7 protein-coding genes are annotated in these 13,135 nt (G+C 69.1%); 3 read left to right on the top strand and 4 right to left on the bottom strand.

Translation table 11 applies throughout. The annotated features are described in order from the left end of the window. Positions 1 to 642: fasciclin domain-containing protein (locus AB0J58_RS36495; protein ID WP_364224484.1), on the top strand; the 642-nt coding region annotated here is incomplete at its 5' end. A gap of 5 nt (positions 643 to 647) precedes the next feature. Here AB0J58_RS36495 and AB0J58_RS36490 read toward each other — a convergent pair. The 3 genes from AB0J58_RS36490 to AB0J58_RS36480 are packed head-to-tail and all read right to left on the bottom strand — an operon-like array spanning position 648 to position 5,836. Further along, entirely contained in the window at positions 648 to 1,961 is a 1,314-nt protein-coding gene (locus AB0J58_RS36490) for an aminoglycoside phosphotransferase (RefSeq protein WP_364224482.1), read from the bottom strand. 4 nt (positions 1,962 to 1,965) lie between these two features. Next, positions 1,966 to 3,669 carry a maltose alpha-D-glucosyltransferase gene (gene treS / locus AB0J58_RS36485; RefSeq protein WP_030913794.1) on the bottom strand — a complete coding sequence of 568 codons (1,704 nt, stop codon included), beginning with the start codon at positions 3,667 to 3,669 and terminating at the stop codon, positions 1,966 to 1,968. A gap of 46 nt (positions 3,670 to 3,715) precedes the next feature. Continuing rightward, positions 3,716 to 5,836, bottom strand: coding sequence for an alpha-1,4-glucan--maltose-1-phosphate maltosyltransferase (locus AB0J58_RS36480; RefSeq protein ID WP_364224480.1), 2,121 nt, complete (start codon positions 5,834 to 5,836; stop codon positions 3,716 to 3,718). 350 nt (positions 5,837 to 6,186) lie between these two features. Here AB0J58_RS36480 and glgP point away from each other — a divergent pair, with 350 nt between their 5' ends. Then, complete coding sequence (glgP, locus tag AB0J58_RS36475; protein WP_364157536.1) at positions 6,187 to 8,766, top strand: alpha-glucan family phosphorylase; 2,580 nt, start codon at positions 6,187 to 6,189, stop codon at positions 8,764 to 8,766. A 52-nt stretch (positions 8,767 to 8,818) separates the two neighbouring features. Here glgP and AB0J58_RS36470 read toward each other — a convergent pair whose 3' ends face one another. Beyond that, the gene (locus AB0J58_RS36470; protein ID WP_364224478.1) at positions 8,819 to 10,684 is read right to left on the bottom strand and encodes an FAD-dependent oxidoreductase; all 1,866 of its coding nucleotides are present in this window, start codon (positions 10,682 to 10,684) and stop codon (positions 8,819 to 8,821) included. 300 nt (positions 10,685 to 10,984) lie between these two features. On the opposite strand from AB0J58_RS36470, the gene AB0J58_RS36465 reads away from it, so the two are divergent. Further along, complete coding sequence (locus AB0J58_RS36465) at positions 10,985 to 13,105, top strand: glycogen debranching N-terminal domain-containing protein (RefSeq protein WP_364224476.1); 2,121 nt, start codon at positions 10,985 to 10,987, stop codon at positions 13,103 to 13,105. The last annotated feature ends 30 nt before the right edge of the window (positions 13,106 to 13,135 follow it).

Here is a 13,135-nt window from a genome sequence, read left to right as displayed (position 1 = left end):
CAGCGAGAACTCTCCTCGATCGACGGCCGATCCGTATCCGCCGACCTGCGGATGGACATCGCTTCAGCGTTGGCGGAACTCGCCGCGGTTGAGGCCGCACCCACCCCGACGCCGGCGGCGTCGCCCCCGGGCCGCACGTCGTCACCTTCGCCCGGCGTGAGCGGCAAGCCGGTCGGCCCCGGCTGCTCCGCCCTGCCGGCCACCGGCAAGGGCAGCCTCGGCAACGCGGCCAGGGAGCGGGTCACCACCGCGGTGGCCGAGAACCCCGAGCTGTCCACCCTGAGCACCGCCATCAAGGACGCGGGTCTGACCAACAAGCTCTACACGGCCAAGGGCATCACGATCTTCGCTCCCAGCAACGCGGCCTTCGACCAGCTGCCGCCCGGCACCCTCAAGAAGCTGATGGCCGACAAGCCGCAACTGGCCAAGCTGCTGACCTACCACGTGGTCGAGGGCAGGAAGAGCCCGTCCCAGCTGACCGCAGCCCCGCTGAAGACCATGCAGGGCGGCCAGATCACCGTCAAGGGCTCGGGGCAGGACTTCATCGTCTCCGGCAGGGCCAAGGTGGTCTGCGGCGACATCGCCACCAAGAACGCCACCGTCTACATCATCGACAAGGTGCTGCTGCCCCGCTCGAAGTGAACCCGTCAGCGGTCCAGCTGGAAGGCGGCCATCGGGATGTGCAGCCAGGTCGGGCGGTTGCGGGCCTCGTAGACGACCTCGTAGGCGGCTTTGTCGAGTTCCAGGGCGCGGAGCAGGACGGCGTCCTCGGCGCGCAGATGGCCGCCTCCGGCGGAGTAGCCGGCCAGGAAGGAGGAGCGGTTGAGCTCGGCCCACTCCACCGCGCGGGGGCGCAGCTCGTCGGCGTCGACGTGGTCGGCCAGCAGGTGGCGGGCCGCGTAGTCGAAGGAGCGGAGCATCCCGGCCACGTCGCGTAGCGGTGAGGCCAGGGCCCGGCGCTCGGCGATGGGCTGTCCGGGCTCGCCCTCGAAGTCGAGGATGATCCAGTCTGTGGGGGTCCGCATCACCTGGCCGAGGTGGTAGTCGCCGTGGACACGCTGGACCGGCATCTCCCTGGCCACCTCGGAGACCCGCTGGTACGCCTCCTCGGCGACATGGGCGTGCTCGCGGAGCTCGGGCACCTCGGCGACCGCGACGGCCAGGCGGCGGCCGAACTCCTCGACCATCCGCTTGACCTCCTGCGACTCGATCACGTCGACCGGGAAGGCGGCGGCCAGCTCGTGGTGTACCTGGGCGGTGGCCACGCCGAGGCGGAAGGACTCGGCGCTGAAGTCGCCGCCCGCCTCCGAGGCGGAGGACTCCAGGGCGCCGTAGAGGTCGCGGACGCTGGTCAGCGCCAGCGCCCAGCCGTCGTTGGAGTTCGACAGGAACTCCTGGGTCATCGCCAGCGTGGTGGGCTCGCCGTCGAGGTCGGTCTCGATCCAGCCGTACGGCCGCGCGATGTGGGTGCCGTCACGGCGGGCCAGGGCGGTGACGATCTCCAGTTCCGGGTTGACCCCGGGGGTCAGGCGGCGGAACAGCTTGCAGATGTAGGTGTCGCCGTACACCAGGGAGGTGTTGGACTGCTCGGCGTTGAGCACCAGGCTCCGCAGGGAGGTGTTGATCTCCACCCCGTCGAGGTGGCGGAAGCGGAGCGGGCCCAGATCGCGGTTCTCCGCCATGCCGGTCAACACGACGCAGGTGAGGTCGGCGTCGTAGGCGGCGTCGTAGTAGTCCTCGCCGATGTGGGCGGGCTTGAAGCGGTACTCGTCGGGCGCGTCGGTGCCGAGCAGCAGCTGGTACCGGTCGCGTACCCCGGCCTGGTGAACCGAGATGATCACGTGGCGCAGGCGTGGTGCGAGTTGCACGTCCGAGTCGACGACGAGATTGTCGATCGGACGCCCCTTACCGGCGAACCATCGTTGATGGGTGATCCAACCGGTAAGGAGCTCCGTCAACACGGCTTTACGCCTCCTGGGATACGGGCGGCAGGGTGAACCAGTAGAACCCATGCCCCGGGAGCGTCAAAAGATACGGAAGCTCGCCAATTGGTGGGAACGGAACTCCGCCCATCGTCTCCACGGGAATCGACCCCTCGAAGCGGCGGAGATCCAGCTCCACCGGCTGAGGGAACCTGGAGAGGTTGTTGACGCACAGGATCCGGTCGTCGCCGAGTTCCCGCACGTAGGCCAGGACGCTCGGGTTGGAGGAGTTCAGCTCGGTGAACGCGCCGAGGCCGAAGACCGGGTGCCGCTTGCGGATGTCGATCATCCGCTTGGTCCAGTGCAGCAGCGAGCCCGCGCTCCGCTGCTGGGCCTCGACGTTCAGCGCCTGGTAGCCGTAGATCGGGTCCATGATGACCGGGAGATACAGGCGGCCGGGGTCGCAGTCGGAGAATCCCGCGTTGCGGTCGGGACTCCACTGCATCGGGGTGCGGACCCCGTCGCGGTCGCCCAGCCAGATGTTGTCCCCCATCCCGATCTCGTCGCCGTAGTACAGCACGGGAGAACCTGGCAGGGAGAGCAGCAACGCCGTGAACAGCTCGATCTGGTTGCGGTCGTTCTCCAGCAGCGGCGCCAGCCGCCGCCGGATGCCGACGTTGGCCCGCATCCGGGGGTCCTTGGCGTACTCCGAGTACATGTAGTCGCGCTCGTCGTCCGTCACCATCTCAAGCGTGAGCTCGTCATGGTTGCGGAGGAAGATGCCCCACTGGCAGTTCTCCGGGATCTTCGGCGTCTGGGCCATGATCTCCGAGATCGGGTAGCGCGACTCCCTCCTGACCGCCATGAAGATGCGCGGCATCAGCGGAAAGTGGAACGCCATGTGGCACTCGTCGCCCCCGGTGGCGGGGTCGCCGAAGTACTCGACCACGTCGGCGGGCCACTGGTTGGCCTCGGCCAGCAGCACCCGGTCGGGGTAGAGCCGGTCGACCTCCGCCCTGACCCGCTTCAGGTACTCGTGGGTCCTGGGCAGGTTCTCGCAGTTGGTGCCGTCCTGCTCGAACAGGTACGGGATGGCGTCCATCCGGAACCCGTCGATGCCGAGGTCCAGCCAGAAGCGGAGTACCTCCAGCATCGCGTCCTGCACGTCGGGGTTCTCGTAGTTGAGGTCCGGCTGGTGCGAGAAGAAGCGGTGCCAGTAGTACTGTCCCCGGACCGGGTCGTGCGACCAGTTGGACGTCTCGGTGTCGATGAAGATGACCCGGGCGTCCTTGTAGAGCTCGTCGTGGTCGTTCCAGACGTAGAAGTCGCCGAAAGGACCCTCGGGGTCGTGCCGGGAGGCCTGGAACCACGGGTGCTGGTCGCTGGTGTGGTTCATCACCAGGTCGGCGATGACCCGCATGCCGCGCTTGTGCGCCTCGTCGACCAGCTTCACGAAATCTCCGAGGTCCCCGAAGTCGGGAAGGATCTTCATGAAGTCGGCGATGTCGTACCCGCCGTCGCGCAGCGGTGACTCGTACAGCGGCAGCAGCCAGAGGCAGTCGACGCCGAGCCACTGGAGGTAGTCCAGTTTCTGGATGAGACCGCGGATGTCTCCGGTGCCGTCGCCGTTGGAGTCGGCGAAGCCCCGGATGAGAACCTCGTAGAAGACGGCGCGCTTGAACCAGTAGGGATCGCGCGGTTCTTCCTCGTCGAAGGTGTTCGGAATTGGCTCAGGTAGCTGACTCACCAGTGGACTCCCCGCTGTTCTGCCGGTATACGCGTACCCGGCCGGCTCACCGCTGGTTCGCCGCCGCTGCACGCAGAGTGAAGACGTGCGCTGGGTGGATGTGGGGATCGAGGCGCACGTAGTTGTCCTGCCGCCACCGGTACGACTCGCCCGACAGCTCGTCGTCCACGACGAACTCGGCTTGCCAGTCGAGACCGAGGGCGGGCATGTCCAGCGACACCGTCGCCTCGTGGGTGTTGTGCGGATCCAGGTTCACGACCACGAGGACCACGTCGCCCAGGCCGTGCCGTCGTGTGGCCGTGTCGTAGGCGCCGGGCAGCCGCTTGGAGAAGCAGACCATGTCCGGATGGTTAACGCTGTGAAATCGTAGATTACGCAGTTCCTGGAGCGCCGGGTGTGCTCTTCGGAACAAATTGAGTTGCGTGATGAACGGGGCAAGGCTACGACCTTCCCGCTCAGCCCCTACCCAATCACGGGGTTTGTACTGATATTTCTCACTATCTAGATATTCCTCGCTGCCTGGTCTAACCGGTACATTCTCCGCAAGTTCATAGCCCGCATAGACGCCCCAGGTCGGCATCGCCATCGCCGCAAGTACTGCTCTGATGTGGAATGCCGGGACACCCCCATGCTGAAGGTACTCGTGGAGAATGTCTGGAGTGTTAACGAACACGTTCGGCCGCATGTACGACGACGTCTCGTGGGAGAGCTCGCTCAGGTAATCCTCGACGTCCGAGCGCGAGTTCTTCCAGGTGAAGTACGTGTACGACTGGTGGAAACCGACCTTGGCCAGCGTCCGCATCATCGCCGGCCGGGTGAACGCCTCGGCCAGGAACAGCACGTCCGGGTCCGTGGCGTTGATGTCGGCCAGCAACCTCTCCCAGAAGGCCACCGGCTTGGTGTGCGGGTTGTCCACCCGGAAGATCCGCACGCCGTGATCCATCCAGAGCCGCACCACCCGCCTGATCTCCTCGTAGATCCCCTCGGGATCCTTGTCGAAGTTCAGCGGATAGATGTCCTGGTACTTCTTCGGCGGGTTCTCCGCGTAGGCGATCGAGCCGTCGGCGCGGATGTTGAACCACTCCGGGTGCTCGGTGACCCACGGGTGGTCGGGCGCGCACTGCAGGGCCAGGTCGATGGCGACCTCCATGCCCAGCTCGCGGGTCTTCGTCACGAAGGCGTCGAAGTCCTCGAAGGTGCCCAGGTCGGGGTGGATGGCGTCGTGACCGCCCTGCTGCGAGCCGATCGCCCAGGGCGAGCCGGGGTCGTACGGCTCGGGCGTCAGGGTGTTGTTGCGCCCCTTGCGGAAGCTCTGCCCGATCGGGTGGATCGGCGGCAGGTAGACGACGTCGAAGCCCATCTTCGCGACGGCCGGCAGCCGCTTCGCGGCAGTCTGGAAATTTCCGGACTTGGGGGCTGCGTCCCGCTCGATGATCGCACCCTCGGAGCGCGGGAAGAACTCGTACCACGACCCGAACAGCGCCCTGCGGCGGTGCACCACCACCGAGCGCGGGGACGATCTCGTGATCAGCGAACGCAGGGGGTGCGCGTGCAGCAGCGCCGCCGTCTCCGGAAGCTGGGCGACGGTGAACCGGGCACGCGGGTCGATCCGGGTGTCGCGGAGCCTGGCCGCGACCGCCTGGAGCGCGGCGCGGTGCCCGCACGCGTGTGCCTGGGTGACCTTGCCGCGCTTCGCCGTCCTCGCCGCGGGGGTCCTGCCGCTCACCGGCCTGCCGGTCGCGACGGTGCCGGTCGCCGGTTCGCAGTCGGCGGCCCGTACGGCCCGCGCCGCGCGGTCGAAGAGCCGGGCGCCCTCCTCGCACATCAGGTCGGCGTCCAGGTCGCGGGGGATCTTGATGCCCGCGTCGTGCAGCCAGGTGGCCAGGGGATCGCCCCAGGCCTCCACCCGGAAGCGCCACTCGCCCTCGGTGGGCAGCGTCACCTCCACGCCCCAGCGGTCGGTGCCGGGCCCGAGCTCGCCCATGGGCAGCAGCGGCCCGCGCACGCCGTCGGGGCCGGTGAACACGACCCCTGCGGCGACCGCGTCGTGTCCCTCGCGGAACACGGTCGCGGAGATCTCGAAGGTCTCACCCGCGGCGGCCTTCGCGGGGTAACGCCCGCATTCGACCGTGGGGTAGATGTCCAGGATTGGGATTCGTCCGATCATCGCGTCTCAAGGTAGCGGCGGCACGCCCGGTGCCGCCGGGGAAGTCAGCAAGGAAAGATCTTCGATTTTCAATCGTCTCCGGCGGCCGCCCTCGGGGCAAGGCGGAGCCCTGCCCTGCCGGGACGGCCGGTTCCGAGGGCAGCGCATTCTGGCTCGTATGTCCGGTGCCCTAATAGTCCATCTTCATGCGTGCCGGTGGATAGAGTGCGGGACCTCTTACTCTTCGGCGAGTTGTCCTAACAGTCGATCACCTGCCTTTGATGTGTTTGGGGGAGATTGATAGCGGTGAGGGGGAGACGCGTGAGTGTTTGAGTCGCCCTCGTGGCGCTGAGTAACTAGGGTCTGGCACCGTGAGAGCTATTCGCAGGTTTACCGTCCGCACCGTCCTGCCCCCCGAGCTGGCACCCCTCGGGGAGCTCGTGCTGAATTTGCGCTGGTCGTGGCACCCGGAGACATTGGACCTGTTCGGCGAGGTCGATCCGGCGATCTGGGGTCGTGTCGGGTACGATCCCGTCGCCCTGCTGGGTGCCGTGGAGGCCGACAGGCTCCGCGAGCTCGCCGCCGACCGCCGCTTCCTGCGGCGGCTGGCCGACGCGGCCGACGATCTCCGCGAATACATGACCGCTCCCCGCTGGTACCAGACCATCCCCGACGCTCCCCGGAGCATCGCCTACTTCTCACCCGAGTACGGCATCGCCGCCGCGCTGCCGCAGTACTCCGGCGGGCTCGGCATCCTCGCCGGCGACCACCTCAAGGCGGCCAGCGACCTCGGCGTGCCCATCCTGGCCGTCGGCCTGCTCTACCGGCACGGCTACTTCACCCAGTCCCTCTCGCCCGAGGGCTGGCAGCTTGAGCACTACCCCTCCCTCGATCCGGGCGGCCTGCCGCTGACCCTGCTCAAGGAGCAGGACGGCACCCCGGTACGGATCAAGCTCAGCCTTCCCGAGCAGCGCACGCTGCACGCCCAGGTCTGGGTGCTCCAGGTCGGCAGGGTGCCGCTGCTGCTGCTCGACTCCGACGTGGCCGAGAACGACACCGCGGCCCGCGACGTCACCGACCGCCTGTACGGCGGCGGCACCGACCACCGCCTGCTCCAGGAACTGCTGCTCGGCGTCGGCGGCGTCCGCGCCATCCGGGCCTACTGCCGGGTCACCGGGCACGCCGAGCCCGAGGTGTTCCACACCAACGAGGGGCACGCCGGCTTCCTCGGCCTGGAGCGCATCCGCGAACTCACCGAGGCCAGGCTCTCCTTCGACGAGGCGCTGGAGGCGGTGCGGGCCGGCACCGTCTTCACCACGCACACCCCGGTGCCCGCCGGGATCGACCGCTTCCCCACGGAGATGATCGCCCGCCAGTTCGGCGGCGACAACGCGTGGCCCACGGTCCCGACCGACCGCATCCTCGCGCTCGGCGCCGAGGACGAGCCGGGCAAGTTCAACATGGCCGCGATGGGCATGCGGCTGGCCCAGCGCGTCAACGGCGTCTCCGAACTGCACGGCGCCGTGAGCCGGGAGATGTTCCAGTGGCTCTGGCCCGGCTTCGACGCCGACGAGGTCCCGATCGGGTTCATCACCAACGGCGTGCACGCGCCCACCTGGGTGGGCCGCGAGATCATGGAGCTGGCCGGTCAGGAACTGCCCACGCTGGTCGAGCAGGCCCAGGGCTGGGAGAGCATCACCAAGATCTCGGACGGCGACGTCTGGGGCATCCGGGGGAGGCTGCGCGAGAGGCTGGTCAGGGCGGCCCGCGCCCGGCTCCGCCAGTCGTGGCTCAACCGGGGCGCCTCCCCGCCCGAGCTCGGCTGGATCGACGAGGCCCTCGACCCCGAGGTGCTGACCATCGGCTTCGCCCGCAGGGTGCCCTCGTACAAGCGGCTCACCCTGATGCTGTCCGACCCCGAAAGGCTCCGGGCGCTGCTGCTCGACCCGGTCAAGCCGGTCCAGATCGTGATCGCGGGCAAGGCGCACCCGGCCGACGAGGGCGGCAAGAAGCTCATCCAGCAGATCGTGAAGTTCGCCGACGCGGAGGACGTGCGGCACCGCATCGTCTTCCTGCCCGACTACGACATGGCCCTGGGTCAGCTGCTCGTCCAGGGCTGCGACGTGTGGATGAACAACCCGCTCCGCCCGCTGGAGGCGTGCGGCACGTCCGGCATGAAGGCGGCGCTCAACGGCGGGCTCAACCTGTCCATCCGCGACGGCTGGTGGGACGAGTGGTACGACGGCACCAACGGCTGGGCCATCCCCACCGCCGACGGCGTCGCCGACCCCGACCGTCGCGACGAGCTGGAGGCCACCGCCCTCTACGACCTGATCGAGCACGAGGTGGCCGACCGGTTCTACGACCGCGCGGACGGCCTGCCCCGGCGCTGGCTGGAGATGGTCAGGCACACCCTGACCTCGCTCGGTCCCAAGGTGCTCGCCGGGCGGATGCTCCGCGACTACGTGGTGGGTCTCTACGCCCCCGCGGCCTCCTCCGCGCGCGCCCTGTCCGGCGACGGGTACGAGCAGGCGAGGAGCTTCGCGGCGTGGAAGCTCCGGGTCGGCAGGGCCTGGCCGGGTGTGCGGGTCGAGCATGTGGAGGCCGCGGGTCTCGGCGACACCCCCGAGCTCGGATCGTCCCTGGGGCTGAAGGCCACCGTCGCCCTCGGCGAGCTGGAACCCGGTGACATCCGGGTCCAGGCGGCCTACGGACGGGTCGGGGACCACGACGACCTGGTCGCGCCCGCCTACGCCGACCTGACGGTCGAGAACGTGGGCGACGACGGCAGGGCCGTCTTCGGCGGGACCATCCCCCTGGAGCGCACCGGCCCGTTCGGCTACACGGTCCGGATCGTTCCCGACCACTCCCTGGTGGCGTCGCCCGCGGAGCTCGGCCTGGTCGCGGTGCCCGAGGAGCCCGTGGGCATGACCAACGGCACCCTCCGTTGAGCGCGTGTCCACCCGGCGCGCGCCGGGTGGACACGCCGGGTGGACGGCGGCGTCAGGCGTTGGCCTCCAGAGCCGCGCGGACGGCCGACTCCAGGGCGCCCTCTATCCAGGAGTGCTTGAGCGAGGTGTGCTCGCCCGCGAAGTGCAGCCGCCCGACGGGTGCGGTGATGGCGGGGTGGATCTCGGTCATCTGGCCGGGGGTGAAGACCGCGGCCTCGCCGAAGGCGTAGCGGTTGCGCAGCCAGCTCTGGGTCTGGCCGTGGCCGGTGTAGAAGTCGGCGATGCGCTCCCCGTGTACCTCCTGAAGTCCGCGCAGCGCGTGGCCGTAGCGCTCGGCGTCGTCCATGGAGTCCCACCGGGAGGCGTCGTCGGCCCACGCGTAGCTGGCCAGCACGACCCCGCCCTCGCTGCCGCGCACCGGGTGCGAGGGGAAGTAGACGAACCTGTTGGCGTTGTCGGTGACCGAGCCGCCGCCCGTCACGTGGCTCGCGGGCCCAGGGCGGTAGCGGGGGCCCAGCTCGCGCTTCCAGTCTCGCTCGTCGAACTCCCACCAGCGCCTGCGGAACTCCAGCAGCACCTTGGTCGCGGAGTCGTAGTGCAGCTCGATCACCGCGCGCCGCTTCGGGTACGGCAGAGCCGGGGTGATCTCCACGTGGCGCAGCGCGGAGAACGGGATCGTGATGATCGCGAGATCTCCCTCGAACGTCTCACCCCTGCCCTGGGGCCGGGAGACGGACTCGGTGCTGCCCGTCTCGGTGACCGTCTCCACGCGCACCCCCCGGGCGGTGTGCCGGATCCGCACGGCCCGGCGGTCCATCCGGATGTTCCCGCGCAGCCCGGGTTCCAGCCGGTAGGGCAGCTCCCGGCTGCCTCCGGCCATCTCCCAGTAGGTCGCCGACGGGTTGACCAGGCTCCGGGTGAGGAAGGTGTGCATGAACGACAGCGGCAGCCGGGAGGTCAGGTTCTCGATGGTGCCGATGGCGTCGATGGCCGCGTCGCTCAACCTGGCGTGCTCCCGGAGGAAGCGGTTCATGGAGTGGTCGTCGAAGTCGTACAGCACGCGGGCCCAGCCCTCGATCAGCTCGGGCAGCGGCTTGTCGACCCGCTCGGAGCCGCGGACGACGGAGAAGTAGTCCCTGACCGGATCCAGCGCCTCGTCCAGGATCCTTCCCGCGGTCCTGTCGTCCCTGAGCCCGAACGAGGCGTTGATCTTTCGCGGGTCCCTGGCGTACTCGTCGCGCCGTTGCGAGATGCCGTTGACCCGGATCCAGGTGTGGTTCGCCCGCCGCGGTGCGGTGAACTCCCCGCGCGATGGCCCGGAGCGCCAGACCGGTCCGCGGCGCGAGGTGTAGACGACCGGCGGTGTCGGTCCGCTCGCCGCGTCGCCGGGCCGCACGTCGACGTTGTAGAACAGGCGGCGGGAGATGCCGAGCTTGTCGATCAGCGCGAGGGTGAGCGGGTGGAAGTCGGGGATGCGCATCGCCCCCGCCTCGGCGTACTGCCGCCGGTCGGCGAAACCGGTACGGAAGGTCTTGATCCGGCCGCCGATCCGGTTGCCGTTGGCCTCGATGACGGTGACCCGGTGCCCGGCCCGCTTCAGCAGCGTGGCGGCCACCAGCCCGGAGATCCCGGCGCCGACGACCAGGATCCTCTTGGGGCTGCGGGTCCTGGGCAGACCTTTGTCGATCAGCACCCTGAGGTATTCGAGTTTGAGGTCCGCGCCGTTCTCGTCGATCAGCAGCAGATCCCGTGCCACCTTCAGGCAGGTGTCCCAGCGCTCTCCGTCACGGGGCTCCCGCCGGGGGCCGGTGGGGGCCGGGCCGGTGAGCGAGACGGCGGCCGGGACCGCGGGGGCCATGGCCCCCACCGCGCCCAGCCCTGCCAGCCTGGCGAATCCTCGCCGGTCGATGCCTGTCACGACATCCTCCTGTCGCTAGTCACTTTGGGTAATGAAATGACTACTATCGGTTTACCTTCCGGCGTGCCAGGATCTTCCCGGCTGTGACTCCAACCGATGTGACAGAGCCGGTTTTTTGCGGTTTTTGTCGCAACAGGCGGGTGGGTGGCCGATGGCGCGCGGGGGCGAAATATCAAGCCGAGTCGGACAAAAGCTCTTTTATCGGGCAAAACGTGACAATGGACCCCTTTTGTCTAGTTCTCTCTCCTTTTATTCGGGAATGGCTTGATAGCCGACATATCGCACAGGCTGGAGTGAGCATTGAACGCATGGACGTTCGAGGGCCAGCCGGGCCCGCTGGGCGACACCACGGTCACCCTGGTCGAGGGGGGCTCCTTCTGTGTGTGCGCGCGCAACGGCGACATCCGGCCCGGTGGGGCACAGGGTGTCTACCACGCCGACACCCGGCTGCTCTCGCGCTGGGAGCTCAGGGTGGACGAGACGGCGGTGGAGCCTCTCGGGGTGCTGTCGGCCGAGCCGTACCACGCGACGTTCCTCGGCAGGACCGGCCCCCGTCCGGGGCGGGCCGAGAGCAGCCTGCTCGTGATCAGGGACCGCTACGTCGGCGGCGGCCTCCGCGAGGACGTGACCCTGCGCAACCTGGCCGACGAGCCCGCCGGATGCGTCGTCGACATCCACGTGGCCTCCGATGTGGCGGACCTGTTCGAGGTGAAGGCGGGCCGGGTCAGGCACGTGGCCGACGTGGAGATGACCGCTGACAGGTCGGGGCTGCTGATCATCTCCACCTGCCGCTCGCGCGGCACCAGGGTGGTGGCCGAACCGTCGCCGTTCGCCGTGCCGGGCATGCTCATCTTCAGGGTCGTGGTGCCCGCCCGGGGCGAGTGGACCGTCAGCCTGCAGGTCAACCCGATCCTGGAGGGCGAGGAGTCACCGGCCTGGTTCTCCACGCGCTGTCCCCTGGAGAACGCGGAGCCCGCCAGGCGCCGGGCCGACTGGGAGCGCCTCAGCCCGGTCGTCGTCACCTCCGACCGCCTCCTGTCGAAGGCGCTGGAACGCTCCAAGGAGGATCTCGGCGCGCTCCGGCTCTTCGAGTCCGACAGGCCGGACGAGCCGCCGACCATCGCCGCGGGCGCGCCGTGGTTCATGACCCTGTTCGGCCGTGACTCGCTGCTGACCTCGTGGATGGCGCTGCAGATGGACCAGTGCCTGGCGCTGGGCACCCTGCGCCGCCTGGCCAGGCTCCAGGGCACCGTCGACGACCCGCTCACCGAGGAGGAGCCGGGCAAGATCCTGCACGAGCTCCGCTTCGGGACCCAGGTCGGCGCCTCGCCGCAGGCCGGCCGCGCCTACTACGGCTCGGTGGACTCGACCCCGCTGTTCGTGATGGTCCTGGGCGAGCTGCGCCGGTGGGGCATGCACAGGGAGGCCGTCGAGGAACTCATGCCGCACGCCGACGCCGCCCTCGACTGGATCACCAGGTGCGCCGACCCGTTCCTGTCCTACCGGCGCAAGACCGACCACGGACTGGTCAACCAGGGATGGAAGGACTCCTTCGACGGCATCAACTTCGCCGACGGCACCCTGGCCCGCCCGCCCATCGCCCTGGCGGAGGTCCAGGGCTACGTCTACGCCGCCTACATCGCCCGCGCCCACTTCGCCCACGAGGTCGGCGACCCGGCTCTGGAGGAACAGTGGACGGCCCGCGCGAGCCGGATCAGGGACGCCTTCAACGAGCGCTTCTGGCTGCCGGACCGGGGCTACTACGCCGTCGGTCTCGACGGCGCCGGGCGCGCCATCGACAGTCTCGCCTCGAACATGGGGCACTGCCTGTGGGCCGGCATCGTCGACGAGGACCGGGCGGCACAGGTCGCCGAGCGGCTGCTCTCGCCGGAGATGTTCACCGGGTACGGGGTGCGGACCCTCGCCTCCACCATGGGCGCCTACAACCCGATGAGCTACCACAACGGCTCGGTCTGGCCGCACGACAACGCCCTGATCGCGTCCGGGCTGATGCGCTACGGCTTCACCCGGGACGCGCAGCGGATCGCCTACGGCCTGCTGGACGCGGCCGAGGCATTCGGCTGGCGGCTGCCCGAGCTGTTCTGCGGGTTCGACCGGGCCGAGTTCACCTGGCCCGTGCCGTACCCCACCTCCTGCTCCCCGCAGGCGTGGGCCGCGGCGAGCCCCATCCAGCTGGTCAGGAGTCTGCTGCGCTTCGAGCCGTGGGTTCCCTACGGGCGGGTGTGGCTGGATCCCGTCGGGCTGGAGGGCCTGCGGATCCAGGGACTGCCGCTCGCGGGAGCCAGGGTCACGATCGACGTCGGCGCGTCCGGCGCCACCATCAGCGGGCTGCCGGACGGGATCACCCTGATCAACGCGCCGCGCAGGCCGCTGACCGCCGCCCTGAGGCAGGTGCACTGACCGTTTCCTTCGTCTCTCTCCAGGTGAGGT

The organism is Streptosporangium sp. NPDC049644, assembly GCF_040675205.1.
In the GTDB taxonomy this organism is placed as follows: Bacteria; Actinomycetota; Actinomycetes; order Streptosporangiales; family Streptosporangiaceae; genus Streptosporangium; species Streptosporangium fukuiense.
Note: the sequence above shows the minus strand (reverse complement) of the source record. Positions and strands in the feature narration are given on the sequence as shown.